This is a genomic window from Mangrovibacter yixingensis, assembly GCF_020523985.1.
In the GTDB taxonomy this organism is placed as follows: Bacteria; Pseudomonadota; Gammaproteobacteria; order Enterobacterales; family Enterobacteriaceae; genus Mangrovibacter; species Mangrovibacter yixingensis.
The window spans coordinates 139,901-163,999 of sequence record NZ_JAIVKM010000005.1 but is presented as its reverse complement, the minus strand read 5'-3'; the positions used below and the strand labels follow the sequence as shown (position 1 = coordinate 163,999).

The 24,099-nt window shown below is 47.1% G+C and carries 19 protein-coding genes; 9 read left to right on the top strand and 10 right to left on the bottom strand.

Going from position 1 to position 24,099, the window contains the following annotated elements:
- The first annotated feature begins 43 nt into the window (after nt 1-43).
- The 3 genes from guaA to LC084_RS16745 all read left to right on the top strand — a co-directional run bounded on the left by guaA (nt 44) and on the right by LC084_RS16745 (nt 5,234).
- Nucleotides 44-1,621 carry a glutamine-hydrolyzing GMP synthase gene (gene guaA / locus LC084_RS16755; RefSeq protein WP_110025605.1) on the top strand — a complete coding sequence of 526 codons (1,578 nt, stop codon included), beginning with the start codon at nt 44-46 and terminating at the stop codon, nt 1,619-1,621.
- 383 nt (nt 1,622-2,004) lie between these two features.
- Entirely contained in the window at nt 2,005-3,285 is a 1,281-nt protein-coding gene (locus tag LC084_RS16750; RefSeq protein ID WP_226572311.1) for a DUF262 domain-containing protein, read from the top strand.
- Nucleotides 3,282-5,234, top strand: a complete 1,953-nt coding sequence (locus LC084_RS16745) for a DUF262 domain-containing protein (RefSeq protein ID WP_226572310.1) — start codon at nt 3,282-3,284, stop codon at nt 5,232-5,234. The genes LC084_RS16750 and LC084_RS16745 overlap by 4 nt, the downstream gene beginning before the upstream one ends.
- A gap of 502 nt (nt 5,235-5,736) precedes the next feature.
- Here the strand turns inward: LC084_RS16745 and LC084_RS16740 are convergent.
- Nucleotides 5,737-6,426 (bottom strand): hypothetical protein, encoded by a 690-nt coding sequence (locus LC084_RS16740; protein WP_226572309.1) that lies wholly within the window; start codon nt 6,424-6,426, stop codon nt 5,737-5,739.
- Nucleotides 6,427-6,869: 443 nt separating this feature from the next.
- On the opposite strand from LC084_RS16740, the gene LC084_RS16735 reads away from it, so the two are divergent.
- Complete coding sequence (locus LC084_RS16735; RefSeq protein ID WP_226572308.1) at nt 6,870-8,102, top strand: DUF711 family protein; 1,233 nt, start codon at nt 6,870-6,872, stop codon at nt 8,100-8,102.
- 37 nt (nt 8,103-8,139) lie between these two features.
- On the opposite strand, the gene LC084_RS16730 is transcribed toward LC084_RS16735, so the two are convergent.
- Together LC084_RS16730 and LC084_RS16725 are read right to left on the bottom strand one after the other, a co-directional pair.
- Complete coding sequence (locus LC084_RS16730) at nt 8,140-8,655, bottom strand: hypothetical protein (RefSeq protein ID WP_226572307.1); 516 nt, start codon at nt 8,653-8,655, stop codon at nt 8,140-8,142.
- 141 nt (nt 8,656-8,796) lie between these two features.
- Nucleotides 8,797-9,000, bottom strand: a complete 204-nt coding sequence (locus LC084_RS16725) for a YfgG family protein (protein ID WP_226572306.1) — start codon at nt 8,998-9,000, stop codon at nt 8,797-8,799.
- A 312-nt stretch (nt 9,001-9,312) separates the two neighbouring features.
- Between LC084_RS16725 and LC084_RS16720 the strand changes: the two genes are divergently transcribed.
- Complete coding sequence (locus tag LC084_RS16720) at nt 9,313-11,565, top strand: sensor domain-containing phosphodiesterase (protein WP_226572305.1); 2,253 nt, start codon at nt 9,313-9,315, stop codon at nt 11,563-11,565.
- Between the two features lie 73 nt (nt 11,566-11,638).
- Here the strand turns inward: LC084_RS16720 and ppx are convergent, their stop codons facing one another.
- The 4 genes from ppx to purM form a co-directional block, all read right to left on the bottom strand.
- Entirely contained in the window at nt 11,639-13,183 is a 1,545-nt protein-coding gene (ppx, locus tag LC084_RS16715) for an exopolyphosphatase (RefSeq protein ID WP_226572304.1), read from the bottom strand.
- 3 nt (nt 13,184-13,186) lie between these two features.
- Nucleotides 13,187-15,247, bottom strand: coding sequence for a polyphosphate kinase 1 (gene ppk1 / locus LC084_RS16710; protein ID WP_226572303.1), 2,061 nt, complete (start codon nt 15,245-15,247; stop codon nt 13,187-13,189).
- Between the two features lie 253 nt (nt 15,248-15,500).
- Nucleotides 15,501-16,142, bottom strand: a complete 642-nt coding sequence (gene purN / locus LC084_RS16705; protein ID WP_226572302.1) for a phosphoribosylglycinamide formyltransferase — start codon at nt 16,140-16,142, stop codon at nt 15,501-15,503.
- On the bottom strand, nt 16,142-17,179 hold the full coding sequence (purM, locus tag LC084_RS16700) for a phosphoribosylformylglycinamidine cyclo-ligase (RefSeq protein ID WP_226572301.1): 1,038 nt from the start codon (nt 17,177-17,179) through the stop codon (nt 16,142-16,144). The genes purN and purM overlap by 1 nt, the downstream gene beginning before the upstream one ends.
- 301 nt (nt 17,180-17,480) lie before the next feature.
- Here purM and upp point away from each other — a divergent pair, with 301 nt between their 5' ends.
- From upp to LC084_RS16685, 3 genes are all read left to right on the top strand, one after another.
- Nucleotides 17,481-18,107: a uracil phosphoribosyltransferase gene (gene upp / locus LC084_RS16695; protein ID WP_226572300.1), complete on the top strand. Its 627-nt coding sequence runs from the start codon at nt 17,481-17,483 to the stop codon at nt 18,105-18,107.
- Nucleotides 18,108-18,194: 87 nt separating this feature from the next.
- Nucleotides 18,195-19,490 (top strand): uracil permease, encoded by a 1,296-nt coding sequence (gene uraA, locus LC084_RS16690; protein ID WP_226572299.1) that lies wholly within the window; start codon nt 18,195-18,197, stop codon nt 19,488-19,490.
- Nucleotides 19,491-19,586: 96 nt separating this feature from the next.
- Nucleotides 19,587-20,288, top strand: coding sequence for a DnaA inactivator Hda (locus LC084_RS16685; protein ID WP_072007010.1), 702 nt, complete (start codon nt 19,587-19,589; stop codon nt 20,286-20,288).
- Between the two features lie 129 nt (nt 20,289-20,417).
- Here LC084_RS16685 and arsC read toward each other — a convergent pair whose 3' ends face one another.
- Together arsC and bepA are read right to left on the bottom strand one after the other, a co-directional pair.
- Nucleotides 20,418-20,771, bottom strand: a complete 354-nt coding sequence (arsC, locus tag LC084_RS16680; RefSeq protein ID WP_226572298.1) for an arsenate reductase (glutaredoxin) — start codon at nt 20,769-20,771, stop codon at nt 20,418-20,420.
- 9 nt (nt 20,772-20,780) lie between these two features.
- Nucleotides 20,781-22,244, bottom strand: coding sequence for a beta-barrel assembly-enhancing protease (gene bepA, locus LC084_RS16675; protein WP_226572297.1), 1,464 nt, complete (start codon nt 22,242-22,244; stop codon nt 20,781-20,783).
- A gap of 236 nt (nt 22,245-22,480) precedes the next feature.
- On the opposite strand from bepA, the gene LC084_RS16670 reads away from it, so the two are divergent.
- Nucleotides 22,481-23,551: an AI-2E family transporter gene (locus LC084_RS16670; RefSeq protein WP_226572296.1), complete on the top strand. Its 1,071-nt coding sequence runs from the start codon at nt 22,481-22,483 to the stop codon at nt 23,549-23,551.
- Nucleotides 23,552-23,620: 69 nt separating this feature from the next.
- Here the strand turns inward: LC084_RS16670 and bcp are convergent, their stop codons facing one another.
- On the bottom strand, nt 23,621-24,091 hold the full coding sequence (bcp, locus tag LC084_RS16665) for a thioredoxin-dependent thiol peroxidase (protein ID WP_226572295.1): 471 nt from the start codon (nt 24,089-24,091) through the stop codon (nt 23,621-23,623).
- Nucleotides 24,092-24,099 lie beyond the last annotated feature (8 nt).

Below are 24,099 nucleotides of genomic sequence, written 5' to 3'. Positions count from 1 at the left end.
CGTGCCGGGCGACTCTTTATTCTCTGCCTCGGAATTAGCGTCAATGACGGAAAATATCCATAACCATCGCATCCTCATTCTTGATTTCGGTTCTCAGTACACTCAGCTTGTTGCGCGCCGCGTGCGTGAACTGGGTGTTTACTGTGAACTGTGGGCCTGGGATGTAACAGAAGAACAAATCCGTGCCTTCAATCCGAACGGGATAATCCTGTCTGGCGGCCCGGAGAGCACCACAGAAGAAAACAGCCCTCGTGCGCCGGAGTATGTCTTCACGGCAGGCGTACCGGTACTGGGCGTGTGCTACGGCATGCAAACCATGGCAATGCAGTTAGGCGGCCATGTAGAAGGTTCTAATCAGCGTGAGTTTGGTTATGCTCAAGTTGAAGTGATGACAGATTCTGCTTTGATTCACGGCATCGAAGACAGCCTGAGCGGCGAAAATCGCCCGTTGCTGGATGTCTGGATGAGCCATGGCGATAAAGTCACTGCAATCCCATCAGACTTTGTGACCGTCGCCAGCACAGAGACTTGTCCGTTCGCCATTATGGCTAACGAAGAAAAACGTTTTTATGGTGTGCAGTTCCACCCGGAAGTTACGCACACCCGCCAGGGGCAGCGTATTCTGGAACGTTTTATCCGCGATATCTGTAAATGCGAAGCTTTGTGGACACCAGCACGAATTATTGATGACGCTGTATCCCGTATTCGCGAGCAGGTAGGTTCCGATAAAGTCATCCTTGGCCTGTCTGGTGGGGTGGATTCATCTGTAACGGCAATGCTGCTGCACCGCGCTATTGGTGAGAACCTGACTTGTGTGTTTGTAGATAATGGCCTTCTGCGCCTCAACGAAGCTGACCAGGTAATGGAAATGTTCGGCGACCGTTTTGGTCTCAACATTGTTCATGTGAATGCAGAAGAGCGCTTCCTGACAGCTCTGGCTGGTATTGATGACCCAGAAGCCAAACGTAAAACCATTGGCCGTGTGTTTGTTGAAGTTTTTGATGAAGAAGCACTGCGCCTGGAAGATGTGAAATGGCTGGCCCAGGGCACTATCTACCCTGATGTTATTGAGTCTGCTGCTTCTGCTACTGGTAAAGCGCATGTGATTAAATCACACCACAATGTGGGCGGCTTGCCGAAAGAGATGAAAATGGGCCTGGTTGAACCGCTCAAAGAACTCTTTAAAGATGAAGTTCGCAAAATCGGGCTGGAGCTTGGCCTGCCATACGATATGCTCTACCGCCACCCGTTCCCGGGGCCGGGCCTTGGTGTTCGCGTTCTGGGCGAAGTGAAGAAAGAATACTGCGACCTGCTGCGTAGTGCCGATGCCATCTTTATTGAAGAACTGCGTAAAGCCGACCTCTACGATAAAGTGAGCCAGGCGTTCACTGTATTCCTGCCGGTACGTTCTGTTGGCGTGATGGGCGATGGCCGTAAGTACGACTGGGTAGTTTCCCTGCGTGCTGTCGAAACTATCGATTTCATGACAGCTCACTGGGCGCACCTGCCGTATGACTTCCTTGGCCGCGTTTCCAACCGGATCATTAACGAAGTGAACGGTATTTCCCGTGTGGTTTATGATATTTCCGGTAAACCGCCTGCTACGATTGAGTGGGAGTGAGGCTATTATTTAGCCTATTGTTTTATTTGATTTAGTGAGTGCCATTGATGATATTGACTGCATTATCAATGGCATTTTTTATGGTTTAAGGCCGACGCTGAATCGAAGATATAGCAAATACCATGTGACCGTATCAGCAAATGCCATGGTATCGACAACCGGGTGCATTGCAGCGCTGTGCTGATGCCATCGATGCTCGCTTTGATCAGAACCGCTCTCTCGACCCATGCCCCAGATCGTTAAATATGCGCCAGAGGAGCACCTCGTGATAGAAATTGTGAACAAGACAGCCGCCACTCGGAATCGAAGTATCCATATAGGTGAATAAAGTTTGCGGAAAATACGCTGAGAAAATAGAAAAGCGTCAATGAAGGGACATAGGAATGGCGATTAACGGAGAGAACGGTGTTAGTGCAGTCACCGTGGATGAACTACTCAAGCAAGGCCTTCGGATACCGAACTATCAACGCCCATACAGTTGGGATGTATCGACTGCTCTACAACTGGTGGATGATATCAGCGAAGCTCTTCGAGATACCGAACGAAAAGATATTCCCTATGTTTTGGGTGCAGTCATTCTTCACGATGATGGTGAGTATCTCAATGTAGTCGACGGGCAGCAGCGCCTGCTGACTTTGCGAATGATTCTTGCGGCCTTAGATCCGATAAATCATCAAATTTCGATGTCTGGTAACAGCGAAACTCCTGTCTCCCTAGTTTGGATAGAGCTTCAAAGGCGCCTGTCGCAGTTGGAAGATAAAAAAGAGTTTTTGGATTTTATCTGTCACAAATGTCAGTTGGTGCGTATTGTGACGGACGATATTGATGAGGCATTTCGTGTCTTTGATTCCCAGAACTATCGCGGCAAACCGCTTGCCCCTCACGACTTGCTCAAAGCACACCACCTGCGCGAAATGCACGATGAGTCCGCTGCTATGAAAGTGGCTGTCGTTGAGGCTTGGGAAGCCGTAAACGATGAGGATCTGGACAGGCTTTTTTCTACTTTTTTATACCGGATATCCAAGTGGTCACGAGGCGAAAGCTCGCTCGAATTTACTATTCGGGACATCGGCATGTTCAAGGGCATTTCATCACGATCCCACAGGTCATTTTCGCCAAATCTGCGATATCACCTTGCAGCACAAGCCGCTATGCCACTTCTAAGTGCATGGTCGGCATCCTCTACACATGATGCAAGAAATGCCGGGCGCAGCCGCTTTCAGCTTGATGCCCCGATAATCGCAGGACGCTCATTTTTCGAGATGGTGACATTCATGCTTGACGAATTGAAGATACTGGAACAAGAGGTTATTGACAGAGGTTTCAAAAACTTTGGCCCATCTCAAAGTCGCTACCGCTACGTGTACGAATTGTTCATTGCCGCGCTGCTTTGCTATACAAACAAGTTTGGCGATGAAGATGTAGATGAAGTGCGAAATAGGTTATTCGCATGGGCATATGCCTTGCGGGTCGAGTTACTTCGTGTGCAATTTGTATCTGCTGACAACCGAGCGCGAGGTAAAAACGATGCAAATAAATCGCCTTTTGTTTTGCTACGTAATGCGATGACTGGAAGTGTTGTCCGCAAACTTCCAATAGCAAGTAAGCCATACAGCGATAACCACGAAAAGGAACTCGTTGCTTTTATCAAGGGGCTGCAATGAGCAAGAAGGAGTTGAAACCTGAACTGTTAACAGTAGGCAAGTTATTCACTGACAATTATCTGATTCCTATTTATCAACGGAACTATGCTTGGCGGGCCGAACAGATTGAGCAACTTATTAGCGATATTCAAGACTCGGTGGTAGGGGGCCAGGACAACTATTTTCTTGGGAACCTTGTTGTAATCAAGCGGGGTAGAGAGGATGAGTTCGAGGTCATAGATGGACAACAACGACTTACAACCCTCTATCTGCTTCTGACCTTCCTGGAGCAAGACGGTGAGGGTGAGAAGCCGTCGGTTGGCCATGCAGGCCACTTGCAATATGAGTCGCGCGCACGGGCAACTGAGGCCCTGCTGCGAGTAGCACAGGAGGCGGCTAAGGAGCACGTTCGACCGCAGGGCTCCACGAGTAATGCAGATGCTGGCATTCATGAAGGCTACAGCATCATCAATCAGTTCTTCAAACAAAATGAAAACCTTAATCGCTCACGCGAAAAATTCTCCGATTTCTTGCTAACGAAGGTGACTGTCGTCCGTGCCTCGCTGCCACCCAATACCGACCTCAATCGCTACTTCGAGATCATGAACACTCGTGGGCAGCAACTCAAGCAGGTTGATATTGTTAAGGCTCGCCTGATGAGCAAACTGCCCAATCAATATGAACGCGAATGCTTTGCGTGGGTTTGGGATTCCTGTGCTGACATGGATTCTTATGTCCAGATGTCTCTGACCCGTGGTGACACAAGTTTGCGAAACAAAGTATTTGGTGATGAATGGTCCTGGCTGGAGGTGACCAGCTTCGCTTCGCTAATGGAAAGTCGTCCGCAATCCGGCATCAATTCATCAAGGCAATCCTCCGAAGGGGTATCGTTGTCCTTGGATGAGGCGTTGTCAAAATACGCTAAAGAGCTCGAGTCAAATTCCACTGAAGACGAGGGCAACGAGCGGTTTCGTTCGACTATTGAGTTTCCGGCCTTTCTGCTACACGTTCTAAGAATTATGAAAGGCGATGAGGTCGAAGACGAAGGCCTGCTTGACGACAAGCGCCTCATCAAGTCATTTGACGACGCCGTATATAATGTACCCGATGCTAAAGCCGATTGGGTGCGTAGTTTTGCATTTATGCTTCTCAAGTGCCGCAACCTCTTCGATGGCTTCATCTTGAAGCGTCAATTCACGGCAAACATCGGTGACGATGGCGATTGGTCTCTCCAGCGACTGAAAAAAGGAGGCGGGGACAAGAAGCCAACCCCGACGTACATCCATGTTTTCTCGGCCAGCAATGGAAGCTTAGAGGAGGACGGGAGTGCTGACCCACATACCCGAGATGTATTGCTGCTTCAGTCCATGCTTCGGGTTACCTACACTTCTCCGCGAACGATGCACTGGATTACCAAAGTTCTTCGCTGGCTCTCCGTTAAAGCCCCTCGAGACGTGAAACATGCGGATCTTGCCGATTTGTTGAAGGGATATGCCCGCAGCAAGGTTAAAGAGACATTCTCCTTTGAGAAAGATCAGCAACCACAAGGGTTTGGTATCAGCCGTATCGTCTTTTCGTATCTCGACTATCTTCTGTTGAGTGACTCCTCAAAACGAGATTTCAAATTTCAGTTCAGAACTTCCATTGAGCACTTCTATCCACAGCATCCTGACAAAGAACAGTCGGGCGCGGTTGTTTCAGGTTCTAGCCTTAACCTGCTTGGCAACCTCGCGCTCGTAAGCGTCAGCGCGAACTCAAAATTCAGCAATAGCCTCCCCAGAGCGAAGGCCGAAAACTTCAAGGATACAATTGAACTTCAAAGTCCCAAGCTCAAGAGAATGGCGGAAATCACCCGAAATACAAACTGGGACGATCAGCAGATAACAGCACATCATGAAGCGATGGTGACATTGCTTCGTGATGATGTAAGTCTGGTGGAGGCAAGCGGAAGATCCAACCCAGGGCGTTGACTTCTTTGAATAACCGCTTTTGGACGAATATCCTTTGTGGTGTGCAAGTTGTCAGTCTAAAAGCGTTTTGCGTCGGGCGACACGATCAGTACAGTCTCCAAGTTTTCTTACCATGGTATTTTGTATGGTATCGACATGCAGAGATAATGCTATTTTATTGATTTTATAGTGTTTTAAGACAGCATTAATCATCGAGTGGGAATGATTTCGCGTCTGGCAACAGCCTGCACGTAAAAGCAGTAAAGTACCTCTAAGTCCGCGTAACTGCGGGCTTTTTTGTTTTTGGCGTAGTTATGTTTGGCAATGTCTGGCAACGCCAGGCACGGTTTGACCGTGGTATGTAGTACTTGTCTTTCTTACTTTGAAGCCACTCATGCCCTTCAGGGGCTGGTATTAATGTGGTTCTACTTCCATCATAGTTCGCCCCCCGTACTTTTAGGTTTAGAGAACAAACCCATAAATTTTTCCTTCTCTCCATGATGCTCTGGAGGATGCTACTACCTTATACTCTCCATAGTTGTCGATATTGAATATTAAGATTTGTACCGCCGGAACCTGAACAATCATCTACATACAGGTCCCATTTGTTAGGCTCTTCAATATTTGTTACTCCAAACCCACCAACATAAAAAAAATCAGTATTCCGGTTTTTAAAGGCGTATCTGCCTATAATATATTCATAGTCGTGAAGATATTCGTAAAGTTTTATTAAGTGAGCAGGGGAAATTCCATCATTGTTACCGCACACCATGAGCTCCAGCTCCTCGGGGGTATCTATTTCAAACTGTTTGTTGTCCAGTTTATCTGATTTGATTAAGTACGCTGATACATCAACTGTAGCAAGCCAACACTCTTTAGGAAAATCATCTTTAACACTGAATGGAGAAAGAGAAAACTTGATTCCCAGTACGTCAATTAATTGAAATTTCACCCATTGGTGATATCTGGAGAATTTAATATTTCTGCTTTCTTTAAGGAACTTTTTAAGCCAATGTTTTTCACCTACAAAAACGAACTTCTTATCCTGCTCTAATTGTTCCAGTTCTGCAATTCTCTTTTCTATATCTGCCGAACTAAAAACACTGAGTGCAGTGCCAGTAAATGATATTGTTCTTTGTGAATTAAATATTTCCTCATAATGTTCTGGCTCTATGAAATCTCGATTTCTTTTATCATCTATAGTTAAAATCATCTGTATTTCCTGTATGTATAATAGTGCCTTTCCAGTAGAGGTGTTTTTATGGATTTTTTATAAAATACTGACGTTGGGAACACCATACACAGCCAGGGCCATAATCTACTATTTGCGTAAGTGGATCAAGGGCTGACAAGATAAAGAAGCCAGGATTGCAGGGATACTTACACCCGGTGTTGGATGAGCCTGGAGCAGAAGCCAGCTGGTTTTTCGGCAACCAGCAGTGTGGTGCCACAACTGCAACACCCAACCAGCATGCTACATGCTCACCAGTATGCTAAAAGCCGCTGTATTTGTACTGTTCTACTGGGTAGGATAATACAAACCTGTTGTTATCAGTGTAATTTTGTCCTGATCGCCACAGGTCTGATATGGTTTTGTGTGGCAGCCATTGCTTAGTTAGCCCTTTCAGTTATGCGAAAATATATAGGGAGTATCAGGTGGATTATAAAGATAAAGCACTGTGTAAAATACGGACTGTAACGGCATTTTTATCTTTAAATAATAATAAAAATAGCTGGAAATCTGAAATTAACAAAGCGTCAAAATTTTTATCAGAGTTAACGGCTGAGTTTAAAAATCACCACTATACGGTACAGTCTGTTCGTGTGGTAACAAATCCATTCGGGGAATACCTTGATTTAAGTAGTTTAGAGAGCGCCCGGTCTGATTTACGTTACATTAGTGATTTACTGGCTGAACATAGCCAGTCGGGAGTACGGGTCAGGTTTGCTGTTGGTGAAGCAAGAACAGCACGAGAAATTGAGTTACTTCCGGAACTCATTAGTGAGTTTGGCGATTTATGCAATGCGTGTGTGAATGTTCCCCTGGATGAGTTTGGTGTTCTCGATAATGAACTCATAAATACCGCTGCTATATGTGTGAAAAAAATCAGTGCGATAACGCCCCGTGGGGAAGGAAATTTTAATTTCACTGTTAACTTCAACTGTAAACCACTTATTCCTTATTTCCCTGCCGGGTATCATCAGAGTGAATTAGGGGATTGCTTTGTCATTGGCCTGGAAACACCAGATTTATTGGCCAGCACACTGAAAGCTTTTAATGCAGAAACAAAAAACATCAGCCATAACGAACAGTTCAGTAGTTATTACAAAATACTGAGTACAGCTCTTCAGTATCATATCTCTGCAATTCAACAGATCATGACTGATGCAAAAATGAATTTCCCTTTCAAATTTTCAGGTTTTGATAGCTCCGCCGCACCGTCAAAAAACTGTGCCAGTATGGCAGAAGTCTATGAACAGATGGGCGTGGAATATTTTGGTGCAGCAGGTACCGTCGAAGTATCCGCCTTATTGACGAAGGTATTCAAATCAGTCAAAGAAACCGAGTTAGTGGGTTTTTCCGGGTTAATGCTTGCGTTAACTGAAGATAAAGGATTAGCGGATGGCTCAGTGAAATCACACTTTGATATTCGCGCTCTGCTGACGTACAGCGCTGTTTGTGGAATTGGCCTGGATACCGTTCCCGTACCTGGTGATGTCTCGGTTGAAAAACTCGCCGCTTTGATGAGAGATACCGGGACGATGGCTTTTCGTTTAAATAAGCCACTTACCGTGCGTGTATTTCCGGTTCCTGGGTTGCAAGCGGGTGATATTACTCAATTTGAAAGTGATGATCTGTGTAATTGCGCGGTGCTTGCTGTACCCTAATATTTTTCGAAAAATAGATTTACTCATATAGCCGTTTTTAACGGGCTGACAGTGTTGCGAATATAACAATTACCAGCACAATAGCCGACAGGGTTAGGAGCAACCCACGCGGCACTATAAATGGTGGTAAAACGCTGTCAGCAGGCCTGGATGATATCGCCGCTAAGCCTGCGGCGATTGTCGCCAGGCCCAGCAGCATTCCTGCCCACTCCATTATTACCAGGGTAGTTGACATCGGTGAGTCTGATACCGGGAATATATGGAACAGGTCCAGGTAATAAACCAGCACATAAGCTACACCGGTCAGTACCGGTGTAATGCCTGTTCGTCGCAAACGCAGAACACGGTACGCCAAAGCAAAACTACCGAGCCCAAGTAGTGTTAAAAAAATATTGAATGCACTAAGGACTACAACACTGTAACCAGAGAAATGGCGATTTTCGACAAAACCACCTGGCACCATCAACGCTAAGTTTATGGCGCTCAGGATGAGAAGCACAGGGAGGAAGTAGGTGAGTGCCACGGTTTTTATGTTTGCAATCCAGGCCTTCATTTCCCCTCCAGCTACCTGCTTTTCTGCCGATGGAAGCTGTTGTTCATATCCTTATGCTTGCCAGAAAATGTGTGCTGTGTGGCTTCAGATACTTGTTGTTGTCAGGTTGATTCAGCACCCTAATCAGCACTCAATGTAATGTTACTGTTGTGATTGTTGCTGGGAGGAGGCACCAATACTCAAGCTGGATTGCTGAGACTGGAGTTTGTTCTGGTGGTGATACCATGCGCCAATGGCGGAATAAACAAAACGACCAAAGAAGAATAAAAAGCTGATTAACAACACTGTACGTGCTATTCGGCTGTTAAATCGGTGTCGTCTGCGCATAGTGGTGGCGTTTGTCACGTAATGGAACCTGTAGTAAACCCGAGTGGGCGATACGCTTATTTAGGCACAGCTCTCGGATAAGGTCAATTATTAATCACTAAAAAGGGCCTCTCAGTGGGGGTCGCTGCATATTATTTAGATGGAAATATCTGTATTTTCGTCAAAATCACGTATTCAGCCTTAGTGGTGGTTAACAATTCGTCATGAATTGATCTGAGTCAAATTGAAAGGGGGGAAGGGCACTAAAATTGCACGCCTTTCAAAGGTTCCGGCAGAGATAGCGGGGGCGTTTACCACCACAGATATTCGGGTGAGGTTATCCTGGCAATTATGAACAGCTGGTATCAACGTAATAAAAATCAATGGTGGGCATTGCCGGCTATTTTGCCATTGTTTTTATTACCATTTGCAGCGTGGTGCAATACTTTCACCATTCTTGATGATGGGCGCACCGTAATCTATTACCTGCCTCATGCTTTGTTTATGGCGTTGATGCTGATTTTTGACTGGGCTGCGTTACCGGGCATCGCGCTGGCTATCATCATTCGTTACTTTCCCGAATATGGTATTGCTTACACACTGAATGTCATTTTATTGATGATGGTTCCTTTGGTATTGTGCTGGTTTGGTTACCGGATATTTGTCTGGCGGCGCTACCGGGTTATATTTGGTTCGCTGAGCCTGACCTTTTCGCGTTGTTTATGGTTGGTGTTAATTTATTCCTCTACCTCTCTTGTGTGGTACCAACTTTCTGTTTTTCTCGGTTTTCTTGATGGGTATTATAGTCTTAATGGTGCTGAACCACTGAATATTCGCACGTTGATTAATTTTCAGTCATTAATGGTAGGCACAATCTCCGGGATGCCTTTGTGCTATTTCATTATTCGCGCCATTCGTAACCCGTCCTTTTGCCGTATTTTTTGGTTGCGGCTAAAAAAACAATTTCACCCCCATGTTAATTTTCCTGAAATACTTACCTGGTTTTTCCTGACAGGTTTACTGGTCGCTTTGATGGTTTCCAAACCGGGGCCTTCCAGTACAATTTTTAATACCAGCTACACTTTTACGCTGTTATTACCACTGATGTTGTGGGCGGCTATGCGCTTTGGGTATTTGTTTATCACTACAATATGGGGTGTTTCCCTTATTGTGCTGTGTCGATACTTTAACCACTATGTCCCTGATGGCGAAAATTTTGCTCTGCAACTGGCTATTACTTCTTCTTGCTGGATGGTTTTTTCTTTCACTATTGCGTTAATGGCTGCAATGACCACTCGTCAGCGTGCGGTATTTTCCAGGGTGCGCCAACTGGCATTGATCGACCCTGTTTTTCAACTCCATAACTTGCGTGCGCTGACACGTGATACCAGTCATTATGCCAGGTCTCTATTATGTTTTATCCGTATACCAGAACTGGAAATTCTTGGGCGTAATTATGGGTTGTTGTTTCGTATTCATTATAAACAGCATCTGGGGATGTATTTGCGCCAAAGCCTCAGGGAAAACGAAAATCTGTATAACCTTTCAGGGCATGATTTGGTGTTACGCCTGAATAATAGTGATGATGACGAGCAACGTCTGGCGCAACTGAATGAGGGGATTCAGCAGTTTCGTTTCTTGTGGGATGGAATGGTCTTTCAACCGCAAACTGGTATCAGTTATTGCATTGCCCTGCCGCCGGTGAATCACCTGCCTTTACTGTTAGGTGAACTGAGCACGATGGCTGAACTTTCACTCACCACGCAAAGAGTGGAAGGCTTATGGGACAACCAGTTTAACCCGCTGCAGGAAGATATGCGCAAAAAAGTGAAGATAATGCATACCTTACAGGAAGCTCTGGAGCATGATCATTTCCGTTTACTGGTACAACCCATTCAGGGCGGACGTGGGGATACCTGGTATGAAGTTCTACTACGTATGTCGGGGCCTGGCGGCAAAATGATAACCCCGGATGTGTTTATCCCTGTCGCCTGTGAGTTCGGTCTTTCTTCTCGTCTGGACTTTTGGGTACTGGAACATAGCCTGGCATTTATACAGCGCCATAAGGATTGCCACCGGGGTATACGGTTGTCGATTAATTTATCACCTGCATCAGTTTGCCATAACGGACTGGTGCGTGAAGTTTCTCAACAACTGACTCGTTTTGGCGTGGAGCCTTGGCAACTGGTGCTTGAGGTGACAGAGACTGATGAGTTAAGCAATGTAGAACAGGCAAGGCAGAATCTCGCCGGGTTGCAGAGCCTTGGGTGCAGTGTTGCGATTGATGACTTTGGTTCTGGGTACGCAAGCTATGCGCGCTTGAAAAAAATGAATGCTGATATTCTTAAAATCGACGGCAGTTTTATCCGTAATATATTGACCAGCAGCCTGGATTACCAAATTGTTGAGTCTATTTGTCAATTAGCCCGGGTTAAACGGATGCAAATCGTTGCGGAATATATTGAAAACGAGGCTATTTGTGAAGCTGTCAAACAAATAGGTGTCGATTACCTGCAAGGATATTATATTGGCCGCCCTGAGCCTATTGAGAAATTATTTGCCAATGATAGCCAGCAGCAAATCAGTGCTGTTGAACCAGCTTAATGCAATAGGGTAAAAAAAATAGCGGGCAAACATGATGTTGCCCGCTACTAATAAATGATATAGCCCGTGGGAATCAGGCCGCAGAAGCTTCTTCTGGTTGTGCTTCTTCTATGGTCAGCTTCCAACCTGCCACGCCTTCCCAATACTGCTGTTCTTTTTCTAAATCCAGCAATACCAGGGCATTCTGGCTGAACCAGTCATGAGGGAAGCACAGTGTCCAGTGGTTCTCATCAGTTGTCAGCACTAATGACGGAGGCGTGGTAGTTGCCTGGCGTTGGTTATTCAGCAAGACACCAAGGCGGAGTAACTGAATCAAGGGCAGGTACTGTTTCTTTTTAAACAGCGTAAACCGTGGCAACTCATCCAGTTTGATAGCTTTGCGATGGAAACGTACCAACAGCGCCATCAGTGTTTGTTGCTCCTGATTAAAACCAGGCAGGTTACTGTTTTGCAAGATATAAGCCGAGTGGCGGTGCATACCACTATGGTTAATATTCAGGCCTATCTCATGAAGCATGGAAGCCCATTTCAAGAGTGCTGCCAGTTGAGGATTGGATAATTTCGGGTTGGCGGCCTGCCATTGATCAAACAAATATGTGGTAGTTTCCAGTACGCGGCGTGCCTGATCATCATCAATATTGTATTGATTCGCCAGGCTCTGCGCTGTGCGAATACGAATATCCTGGTGGCGGAAACGGCCTTCCATTTCATACAGGACGCCTTCACGCAGAGCACCGTCAGATAAACGAAGTTCTTTAATTTTCAGCGCATCGAACACCCCGCACAGAATGGCGAGGCCAGGCAGGAAAACTTCCCGGCGCTCATCAGAAAGGCCGGGCAATGAAAGACTGAGTACATGGTTATACTTCAGCACTTCAGTGGTCAGTTTATCCAGGCGCTCCGGGGTTATCATGCCGTCTTTTTCACCCATGGCGAGTAAGACTTCGCAGGCTGCTTTAATGGTACCAGATGCCCCCATAGCTACATCCCAGCCTTTAAGGCGATATTGCCATGCGAGTGTTTCCAATTTCTGCACAGCAGCAAGCCTTGCCCGGTTAAATGCAGCTGGGCTGATAACACCATTGGGAAAGAACGTTTGACCAAAACTCACACATCCCATCCGGCGGCTTTCCACCAGAACTGGGTCGAAGTTTTCACCAATAACTAACTCAGTGGAGCCACCACCAATATCGACAACCAGTTTGCGGCCTTTTTCCGGCTGCGTATGTTCCACCCCCATAAATATCAGGCGGGCTTCTTCATTACCTGGAATAATTTCAATGGGGAAGGGGATAACTTTTTCTGCCTGCTTAAGAAATTCTGTGGCATTGCGTGCCTGGCGTAAGGTATGCGTGCCGACAATACAGACATTGTCCGGGCTGAACCCTTGCAGGCGCTCGGCAAATAGCGCCAGGCAGGATAACCCCCGCTCCATCGCCTCTTCGTTTAGCATACTGTTATCATCCAGGCCATCAGCCAGATGAACACGTTGCTTTAACCGGCCGATAATTTGCATCGCACCATCGACCACACGCGCTATGACCATATGGAAGCTGTTGGAGCCGAGGTCAACCGCCGCAAATTCTTCAGGGCGGGGAGTATGTTTGGTTATTGGCATAGATTAATCAGGTTGTTCCAGAGATTTGAGATAATCGTAAATCGCCAGTTGCGCCTGCACCTTACGGCGGTTACCGCGGGGAACATAACGATTGCTCAGTTCTTTATCAATAAAACGCGCTTTTACTGTATCACTAAATAGTATCTCAATAATATCCAGAACGCGCTGTTTCAACACCGGGTCCAACAACGCGACAGCCACTTCGATACGGTAGTCGATATTGCGCGTCATCCAGTCGGCAGAAGACAGGTAGACTTTTTTGTCACCGCCATTCTCAAAAATATAGACCCTGTCGTGCTCAAGGTAGCGGTCAACAATGCTGATAACCCGAATATTTTCACTAATCCCTTCCAAATCAGGTATTAATGAGCACATTCCGCGAATGAGCAAACTGACTTTCACCCCGGCTGAAGACGCTGCATATAGCCTGTCCACCAGGCCTTTATCAACCAGGTTGTTGATTTTCAGTGTAATGGCTGCAGGGATACCTTGCTGTGCATTGGCAATTTCCTGGTCAACCAGCTTGTAAAGCATGTTCCTGGAGTTTTGTGGTGACACAATCAAGTGCTCGAAATTCACCGGGCGGTAGGGGTTTTCGATAAAGTTAAATACGCGGCGCACTTCATTGGTTATTCGCTGGTCGGCAGTGAGCAGGGCATAGTCGGTATACAGCCTGGCCGTTTTTTCGTTGAAGTTACCTGTACCGATATGGGCATAGCGCACCACTTCATCACCTTCACGGCGAGAAATCAGGAACAGTTTGGAGTGAATTTTCAAACCGGGTGCCGAGAAAATAACGTGCACGCCTGCTTCAGTAAGCCTTTTGGCCCAGTGAATGTTAGCTTCTTCGTCAAAACGGGCCTGTAATTCCACCACTACGGTGACTTTTTTGCCGTTATGCGCTGCATGAATCATGGAATCAATCAGGCGTGAATCTTTGGCAACACGATAAATATTTATCTTGATTGCCAGAACATTAGGGTCAAACGATGCCTGGCGGAAAAGTTCAAGTACATGCTCAAAGGTATGATAAGGGTAGTAAAGCAGTACGTCCCGTTCACGAATAGCATCAAACCCATTACGGAATTTATCAAACCATAAATGCCGCAGGCGCGGCAGGGGTTTGTTGAGCAGGTTGGGTTTGCCAATATTCGGGAAGCCAATAAAGTCTTTAAAATTGTGGTAACGCCCACCAGGAATAATGGAGTCGTAGCGCGAGATAGAGAGTTTTTCGCGCAATAATTCCACCATTTCCGCGGGCATATCGCGCTGGTAAACAAAACGCACAGGCTCTGCGGTTAAGCGCTGCTTCAGGCTGGAGGACATCAATTCCAGTAAGCTGGATTCCATTTCTGTGACCAGGTCATATTCTGCATCACGGGTCATTTTCATGGAGTAGGCATTCAGCTCGTCATAATCAAAAAAGCCTTTAAAAATATCATCCAGGCAATAACGAAGAATGTTATCCAGCAAGATCATTGGCTTGCGCCTGCGGGGTGTTTCCGGCGGCAGGTTGACGAACCGTGGCGCTTTATCGGAAGGGATCTCCAGCAGTGCATAATTCACCACATCGCCATTGATTATTTCGACAGCAAGATAGGTGAAATCATCTTTAAGAAATTGCACCAGGTCGGTTTCGCGGGTGATAAGAATAGGTGCGATATAAGGGCGTAAATGTTGCCTGAAGTATTCTCGTAACCAAACTTGTTGGTTATCTGACAACTGACGTTCATTAATGAGAAATATTTGGTTGCGCGCCAGTTCCAGCAATAATTCATTGTACAGGCCATCAAACTCTTGGTCGGTTTTTAATACCTTCGACTGAATCTTGCCCATCAGGTGGCGGTAGTGGGCATTGCTGCCTTGTTCTTCGCTGATAAGAATGCGCCGTTTTAACTCAGCAAAACGCACTTTGTAAAATTCATCGAGGTTGTTGGAGTAGATACCAAGAAAGCGCATGCGCTCAATGAGTGGGTTGTTTTTGTCAGCAGCTTCCTGAAGAACACGTTCATTGAAAGCCAGCCAGCTCAGTTCTTTATCAATATATAGCTTTTCCAGACCCATGAATCCTTCAACTCCGGTAAATAAAACAGAGGACACGCCTGACCATCCAACAACCATTATGGCGAGCTTTGTCCGGGAATGTCCAATAATGTCATATCAGTATGACAAGAAAGCGAGCTGCCTGATTGGCTAATAAAAGCGCAAAAACAACACGTTGAGTAGGTAATGAACAGAAGAAAAAGAGTAACCTGACGAGAAAGCCTGGGGAACAGTAAAACTAAGCAGAGGTTAGAAACTGCACCCCTGCCAGAGATTATTCGTCACCAGCATAGCCATGAGCAGGCAGGCACTGGCCATCAAGCCATGCATGGTTACTACGCATTACCAGGCGTTCTGAAAGAAACCAGTTAATGACCAGTGGGTAAATGGCATGTTCCTGAACTTGCACCCGAGCGGTGACAATAGCTTCATCATCACCGTCGAAAACCGGCACCTTCGCCTGCAAAATAACCGGGCCGCCATCGAGTTGCTCAGTGACAAAATGCACTGACGTTCCATGTTCTTTATCGCCATTTTCCAATACCTGGCGGTGGGTGTGCAACCCTGGGTACTTAGGCAGTAATGACGGATGAATATTAATCATTCTGCCCATGTAGTGGCTCACAAAGGCTGGGCTCAAAATGCGCATATACCCGGCCAGAACAACCACATCAGGTTGATAAGCATCGATTTGTGCCATCAGTGCATTATCAAAAGATTCCCGGCTTTCAAACGATTTAGGGTCGAGAGATAAAGCCGGAATACCTGCTTCAGTTGCACGGGTTAACCCGTATGCACTGGCTTTATTGCTGAATACCGCGGAAAGGGTGCCGTTGATTTTGTTCTGGTTACAGGCATCAATAATGGCCTGCAAGTTACTGCCATTACCGGAAATCAGCACCACAATCTTTTTCATTACGCAATAACCACACGTTGTTCATCACTGGATGCTTTAATTGCCCCAATTTCCCAGGCGTTTTCGCCAAGGTTACGTAGCAGTTCCAGAGATTCCGCGACATCTTCGGCTGCAACAGCAATCACCATTCCCACGCCGCAGTTGAAAGTACGGTACATTTCATGACGGCTGACATTACCGGCTTGTTGCAACCAGCCGAACACAGCAGGCCACTGCCATGAAGCCTCATTGATAACGGCCTGAGTGTTGTCTGGCAACACACGCGGAATATTTTCCCAGAACCCGCCACCCGTTAAGTGGGCAATGGCATGTACGTCAACTTTGCTGATTAATTCCAGTACTTGTTTAACGTAGATACGGGTCGGTTCCAGCAAGTGATCGGCAAGGGGTTTCCCTTCCAGCTGAGTGGTTAATGGGTCGCAACCGCTGACTTCAACAATTTTACGTACCAGTGAGTAACCATTGGAGTGCGGGCCGCTTGAACCCAGCGCAATCAGAACGTCGCCGTCAGCCACTTTACTGCCATCAATGATTTCTGATTTTTCAACCACGCCAACACAGAAACCGGCAACATCGTAATCTTCACCGTGGTACATACCCGGCATTTCTGCCGTTTCGCCACCAACCAGGGCACAACCTGATTGCAGACACCCTTCGGCTATACCTGTGATAACGGAAGAAGCAGTTTCAACATCCAGCTTGCCTGTTGCGTAGTAATCAAGGAAGAACAAGGGTTCAGCACCTTGTACCACCAGGTCATTTACACACATAGCAACCAAATCGATACCAATGGCATCATGGCGTTTTAAATCCATCGCCAGACGCAGTTTGGTGCCAACACCATCAGTCCCGGAAACCAGTACAGGCTCACGATATTTCTGAGGAAGTGCGCACAGTGCGCCGAATCCGCCCAGGCCACCCATAACTTCAGGACGGCGGGTTTTTTTTACGACACCTTTGATTCGGTCGACCAGAGCGTTACCTGCGTCAATATCAACACCGGCATCTTTATAGCTGAGAGAGGTTTTGTCGGTCACTGCTAAGTCCCCACGCGGTTGCGGTTGGTGCGCTACCCAGGCCAGCATTCAGGCAAGCTTGCGCATACAAATGTGGCGTGTTCGGGTAGTGCGCTAAAAATCGCGGCAATTCTAACAGTGCAGGCAAACGTTTGCGAGCCTATTCTGAAACCTGAACGCAGAAATCTTTGCTAGTGGGCAATTCCACCGCAGTTGATCCCGATCAAGCCTTAACCGGGAGTGAAAGGTGGAACCATTCGGAAAAAGCGGTATAATCCGGCGATTTTTTTTGTGGCTGCTACCTGTCTGGGGGAGAAAGAGTATGAAGATTGTGGAAGTGAAACACCCACTCGTCAAACATAAGCTGGGTCTGATGCGTGAGCATGATATTAGCACCAAGCGCTTTCGGGAATTAGCCTCTGAGGTAGGTAGTTTGCTGACTTACGAAGCAACCGCCGATTTAGAGACAGAGAAAGTTACCATTGAAGGCTGGAATGGCCCGGTGACCGTTGATCAAATCAAAGGTAAGAAAATTACCGTGGTGCCAATTTTACGTGCAGGCCTTGGCATGATGGAAGGTGTGCTTGAGCATGTACCAAGCGCCCGAATCAGTGTTGTTGGGATCTACCGTAATGAAGAAACACTGGAACCCGTTCCTTATTTCCAGAAACTGGTGTCTAACATTGATGAACGTATGGCGCTGGTGGTTGACCCGATGTTGGCAACGGGTGGTTCGATGATTGCCACTATTGACCTGTTAAAGAAAGCGGGTTGCCACAGTATTAAAGTGCTGGTGCTGGTGGCGGCGCCAGAAGGCCTTGCGGCTTTGGAGAAAGCCCATCCGGATGTTGAGCTTTATACTGCATCTATTGACCAGGGGCTCAATGAGCACGGTTACATTATTCCCGGTCTTGGCGACGCGGGCGATAAGATTTTTGGAACGAAATAATTATTCAATAAGCCGACTAATGAGTCGGCTTTTTTTTGGTGAAATCACCAGGCAATTACACAACATAACATCACTGAGGAACACACTATGACGCGCCGCGCTATCGGGGTGAGCGAAAGACCACCGTTGTTGCAGACCATCCCCCTTAGTTTACAGCACTTGTTTGCCATGTTCGGTGCAACTGTGCTGGTGCCTATTCTGTTTCATATTAACCCGGCAACCGTTTTGCTCTTCAATGGTGTGGGGACACTGCTCTATATATTTATCTGTAAAGGAAAAATCCCAGCATATCTGGGTTCTAGCTTTGCATTTATTTCCCCTGTTCTGCTGTTGTTGCCTTTAGGCTATGAAGTGGCTTTGGGTGGCTTTATTATGTGCGGCGTGCTGTTTTGTATTGTTGGGCTGATTGTGAAAGAAGCCGGAACAAGGTGGCTGGACGTGATGTTCCCACCGGCCGCGATGGGGGCTATTGTTGCTGTTATCGGGCTGGAACTTGCTGGTGTGGCTGCAAATATGGCTGGGTTATTACCGGCAGATGGTAAACCCGCAGACAGCACCACTGTGATTATTTCGGTTACGACTCTGGCTGTAACTATCCTTGGGTCCGTGCTGTTTCGCGGTTTTTTCGCCATTATCCCAATTCTGATTGGTGTGCTTGCGGGTTACGCACTTTCATTTGCCATGGGGGTTGTGGATACCACTGCAATTCGTGAAGCCCACTGGTTTGCCTTACCAACTTTTTATACTCCCAAGTTTGAGTGGTTTGCGATTTTCACCATTTTACCTGCTGCGCTGGTAGTTATTGCTGAGCATGTTGGCCACCTTGTTGTGACGGCGAATATCGTCAAAAAGGATTTGATTCGTGACCCGGGTCTGCACCGTTCCATGCTGGCGAATGGGTTATCTACTATTCTTTCCGGTTTCTTTGGCTCAACGCCTAACACCACTTATGGTGAGAATATTGGTGTGATGGCTATTACCCGTGTTTACAGCACCTGGGTTATTGGCGGTGCTGCGGTGTTCGCAATCCTGTTGTCCTGCGTTGGTAAACTGGCTGCAGCGATTCAAATTATACCTGTGCCTGTAATGGGCGGTGTTTCACTGCTGTTATACGGCGTAATTGGCGCATCTGGTATCCGCGTGCTGATTGAATCTAAAGTGGATTACAGTAAAGCCCAAAACCTTATCCTGACTGCAGTAATTTTGATAATCGGGGTGAGTGGCGCGAAAGTGCATATTGGCGCGACTGAGCTAAAAGGTATGGCGCTGGCAACGATAGTAGGTGTCTGCCTGAGCCTGATTTTCAAAATAATCTCTGTGATACACCCGGAAGAAGTTTTTGAAGACGACAGTGGCGATGATAACGCCCCGGCGAAGTCCTGATAAGATAATGGGCAGCCCTGTGCTGCCCGGTTCATTCGGCACAGGGTTCTGTGTTACACTGCATCTGTTTTTTGGTAAGCCGAAACTGAGGTCCTTCTGAACACGCCGGCACAGCTCTCTTTGCCTCTCTATCTTCCTGACGACGAAACTTTTGCAAGTTTCTGGCCGGGCGATAATCCTTCTTTGTTAGCAGCGGTACAAAATGTGCTGCGGCAAGAGCATAGCGGGTATATCTATTTTTGGTCACGAGAAGGTGGTGGGCGCAGCCATTTGTTGCACGCTGCATGTGCGGAACTTTCTCAGCGTGGTGAAGCGGTGGGTTATGTACCACTGGATAAACGCACCTGGTTTGTGCCGGAAGTGCTGGATGGCATGGAGCAACTTTCACTGGTCTGCATTGATAATATTGAATGCATTGCTGGTGATGCTCTGTGGGAAATGGCTATTTTTAACCTGTATAACCGCATTCTGGAATCTGGCAAAACGCGTTTATTTATTACTGGTGACAGGCCTCCACGTCAACTTAACCTGCAACTGGCCGACCTTGCTTCGCGCCTGGATTGGGGGCAAATCTACAAGCTGCAACCCCTTTCTGATGAAGATAAACTGCAGGCTTTGCAATTGCGGGCGCGGTTGCGTGGTTTTGAACTACCTGAAGATGTAGGCCGTTTTCTGCTTAAACGGCTTGACCGGGAAATGCGCACTCTGTTCCAGACACTGGATCATCTGGATAAAGCCTCGATTACTGCTCAACGAAAATTGACAATTCCTTTCGTAAAAGAAATTCTCAATCTGTAGTTATGACTGGCCGTTCTGGAAAGGTTTTTTCAGTACCTGATTTGCGGTTAGTATTCCTGGCCTTGTCGAACGCCACATAGCTATCTATGCCAATGTAAAACGCAGCGCCATGCGCTGCGTTAATCTCTGTCAAATAATATCCAGCACTTGTTCTGGTGGCCTGCCCAGCCGAGCTTTCCCGTTGCTAATCACAATTGGGCGCTCAATTAACTTCGGATGCTTGACCATGGCGTCAATCAGCGCATCTTCACTGGTTTCATCAGCAAGATTAAGTTCTTTATATAGCGCTTCTTTCGTTCGCATTAGCTGGCGTGCACTGCCCATACCCAACTGGCCCAACAGCGTTTTTATTGTGCTGGCAGAGGGCGGCGAATCCAGATAAAGCACCACTTCTGGCTCAATCTGTTTTTCTTTCAGCAATGCCAGCGTTTCACGGCTTTTGGAACAACGTGGGTTGTGATAAATAGTGACTGCTGGTTTCATTGTGCTGTTTTACCTTTTCTCATATGTTTTAAAACGTTGCTGCAACTGGCGTAACTGGTCAATACGTGCGTCATAGCGCTGCTGTTGCAGGCTACCCAGTTTTACTTGTGAACTCGCCGAGCTGAGGGTCGTTATGGCCTGGTCTATTTTGCCGGTGAGGGCCAGGTTTTCAGCCCGAGCAGCCAGTTCCTGATCCCGGTTACCCAAGGCTGCTTCTGCCTGTGCGAGCAAATCCCAGCCATTGGTGTCGTTGGGGTTACTAAAGGTATAGCGGTTGAGTAGTTGAGCTGCCTGAGCATTTTGCCCGCCCTGAATCAGCGCGTTAGCCAGGTTAAGCTGAAGCACAGGATCATTACGTAAATCGGGTGTTTTTTGTAGCCGGGCTATAGCTTCTGATGTTTTCTTCAGCCCCAGATCAATATCAGTCGCGAGATCCAAATACCAAGGATCATTAGGTTGGGCTGCCAGTAACGGCTGCAGAAGCTTATTGGCATCAGCATATTTATTGGCTTCCAGCGCCAGAATAGCCCGGCCATACTGTGCTGCGTGCTGTTGGCGAATATTGCCTTTTGTCCAGTTGTCGAGCAGATCACTGGTCAACTGATTTTGTCCAGAATTATACATACCCAATACGCGGGCTTTTGCCATGTAGAAATCTTCTGATGAGTGCACTACGACATGCGGCATTTGGTTGGCACGGTTACGGGCATCGGCCAGGCGGCTTTCAGGTAATGGGTGTGTCAGCAAAATCTCTGGCGGACGGGATGCATAACGAGACTGGTCGAGCAATTTTTCCATAAAGGCAGGCATTGCCTGAGGGTCAAAACCTGAGCGTTGCAACACCTGAATACCGATACGGTCAGCTTCCTGTTCATTTTGTTGTGTGAAGCTGATAATGCCCTGCTGAGCGCCAGCGAGTGTACCGGTCAAGGCTGCCATACCGGCCTGAGGGTTTGCCATTGCCAGCAAAATAGAACCCAAAGCACCAACCCAGGTCAAGGGGGCATTGCGTTTTTGGTCTTCCATGGCACGCGCCAGGTGGCGTTGTGTGACGTGGGAAATTTCATGCGCCATGACAGAGGCTAACTGGCTTTCGTTATCTGAAAAACGAAATAAGGCAGAATGCAGAACAACGTTGCCACCAAAGAACGCGAAGGCGTTAAGTTCATCACTGTTGATTAAGTAGAAGTGGAACGGCGTTCTTACTGAGTTGGCATGTGAAACCAGGCGCATACCCAGTTTGTTAATGTACTGGCTTAATAGCGGATCGTTGATAAGCGGTGCACTGCCTCGCAACTGGCGGACATAGTAATCCCCCATCTCCATTTCCTGGCCGATTGATAATGTGCTACCTGCTGAGGTGCCCATATCAGGCAAATCATCGGTACCACTGGCAAATGCCGGAGCAACCTGCCCGGCAAGCATGCTAAGTATCAGCGATGCAACCAATGATTTTTTTAACACACTGAACATAACTCTCTTCCTGTTGTTATGGTGTAATCAGGTCTTCTACTCTACCTGTGCCACATGACAGATGGCGCTTGCAGTATCGCACAGTCATTTATGGGAACAAGCGCAATTACATAACACTACTGTATAGATATATAAAGAATATCGTGCAGAGCAAAAAAACAAAAAACGAAGTCTTTCTTGTGACATTTAGATACAATTCGCCAGATGCTTTGCTAATGAGGACAGGGAAGGAAGCTATGCTCGAAATGTTAATGCAGTGGTATCGGCGCCGGTTCAGTGACCCGGAAGCGATTGCATTGCTGGTAATTTTAGTTTTCGGTTTTGGGATCTTATTCTTTTTTCATAGTCTACTAGCCCCGCTACTGGTCGCTATTGTTCTGGCCTATTTGTTGGAGTGGCCCACTACACGCCTGGAACGGATGGGGTGCTCACGCCGTTTGGCAACATCGGTTGTGCTGATTCTGTTTGCCGGTATTTTGCTGCTTATGGTGTTTTTTGTTGGCCCGGTGGCGTGGCAGCAGGGTATTAACTTGATTCGAGATATGCCCGGCATGCTCAATAAGTTATCAGATTACGCTGCAACATTGCCCAAGCGTTATCCGGCATTGATGGATGCTGGCATTATTGATGCGATGGCGGAAAACCTGCGAGCCCGAATGATAACGGTTGGCGATTCTGTCGTGAAGTTTTCGCTGGCTTCCTTAGTGGGTTTACTCACTTTATCCATCTATCTGGTACTGGTGCCGTTAATGGTCTTTTTCCTGTTGAAGGATAAGGCACAGATGATTAACGCGGTGCGCCGTGTGCTGCCGAAAAACCGGGGGTTGGCAGGCCAGGTATGGATAGAGATGAACCAGCAAATCACCAATTACATTCGCGGTAAAGTGGTAGAAATGGTGATTGTTGGGGTTGTGTCGTATATCTGTTTCCTGCTATTTGGGCTGAACTATTCGCTGCTCCTCGCTGTGCTGGTTGGTGTATCTGTGCTGATCCCTTATATCGGCGCATTTGTGGTTACTGTGCCAGTGGTTGGGGTGGCGATGTTCCAGTTTGGCCTGGGTACCGAATTCTGGAGTTGTTTCGTGGCGTACCTGATTATTCAGGCGCTCGATGGCAACTTATTGGTGCCGGTATTATTCTCTGAGGCAGTGAACCTGCACCCATTAGTGATTATTCTTTCGGTAGTTATTTTTGGTGGGCTTTGGGGGTTCTGGGGTGTCTTCTTCGCCATTCCGCTGGCAACGTTAATTAAAGCGGTTGTCCATGCGTGGCCGGAGAGTGTGAACCGTGAAGACCGTCTTTCCTGAAAAACAATCCTAAATGAAGCAAAAGCCGGCTTAATGCCGGCTTTATTATGTATTCAGGCGCTGAGAGGATCAGCTATTGGCTTTCAACCAGCCCAGCACGATATCGTGGTGATTGCTGGTTTTAAAATCATCAAATACATGCTCAATAACACCGTCGGCATTAACCAGGAAACTGGTGCGATGTATGCCGTCGTAGGTTTTGCCCATGAAACTTTTCTCTCCCCAGATACCAAATTGCTCGCAAACCTGGTGGTCTTCATCAGAGAGCAGCGTAAAGTTCAGAAGTTCTTTCTCTGCGAAGCGTGAAAGCTTCTCTGGTTTATCTGTACTGATGCCCAAAATTTCAACATTGAATTGTTTTAATTCATCCATGTTATCGCGCAGGCCACAAGCCTGTACGGTGCATCCTGGTGTCATTGCTTTGGGGTAGAAGTAGACCAGAACACGCTGTCCCTGGAAGTCGGTCAAATTTACTTGTTCGCCATCCTGATCAAGCAAACTAAATTTCGGTGCGGTATCACCGGCTTTCAGTGGGTTCATTACGACTC

Bases quoted from the DNA above. Each gene is read 5' to 3' on its own strand.
- guaA (WP_110025605.1), top strand. From the start codon at position 44: ATGACGGAAAATATCCATAACCATCGCATCCTCATTCTTGATTTCGGT.
- LC084_RS16750 (WP_226572311.1), top strand. From the start codon at position 2,005: ATGGCGATTAACGGAGAGAACGGTGTTAGTGCAGTCACCGTGGATGAA.
- LC084_RS16745 (WP_226572310.1), top strand. From the start codon at position 3,282: ATGAGCAAGAAGGAGTTGAAACCTGAACTGTTAACAGTAGGCAAGTTA.
- LC084_RS16740 (WP_226572309.1), bottom strand. From the start codon at position 6,426: ATGATTTTAACTATAGATGATAAAAGAAATCGAGATTTCATAGAGCCA.
- LC084_RS16730 (WP_226572307.1), bottom strand. From the start codon at position 8,655: ATGAAGGCCTGGATTGCAAACATAAAAACCGTGGCACTCACCTACTTC.
- LC084_RS16720 (WP_226572305.1), top strand. From the start codon at position 9,313: ATGAACAGCTGGTATCAACGTAATAAAAATCAATGGTGGGCATTGCCG.
- ppx (WP_226572304.1), bottom strand. From the start codon at position 13,183: ATGCCAATAACCAAACATACTCCCCGCCCTGAAGAATTTGCGGCGGTT.
- ppk1 (WP_226572303.1), bottom strand. From the start codon at position 15,247: ATGGGTCTGGAAAAGCTATATATTGATAAAGAACTGAGCTGGCTGGCT.
- purN (WP_226572302.1), bottom strand. From the start codon at position 16,142: ATGAAAAAGATTGTGGTGCTGATTTCCGGTAATGGCAGTAACTTGCAG.
- upp (WP_226572300.1), top strand. From the start codon at position 17,481: ATGAAGATTGTGGAAGTGAAACACCCACTCGTCAAACATAAGCTGGGT.
- uraA (WP_226572299.1), top strand. From the start codon at position 18,195: ATGACGCGCCGCGCTATCGGGGTGAGCGAAAGACCACCGTTGTTGCAG.
- arsC (WP_226572298.1), bottom strand. From the start codon at position 20,771: ATGAAACCAGCAGTCACTATTTATCACAACCCACGTTGTTCCAAAAGC.
- bepA (WP_226572297.1), bottom strand. From the start codon at position 22,244: ATGTTCAGTGTGTTAAAAAAATCATTGGTTGCATCGCTGATACTTAGC.
- LC084_RS16670 (WP_226572296.1), top strand. From the start codon at position 22,481: ATGCTCGAAATGTTAATGCAGTGGTATCGGCGCCGGTTCAGTGACCCG.
- bcp (WP_226572295.1), bottom strand. From the start codon at position 24,091: ATGAACCCACTGAAAGCCGGTGATACCGCACCGAAATTTAGTTTGCTT.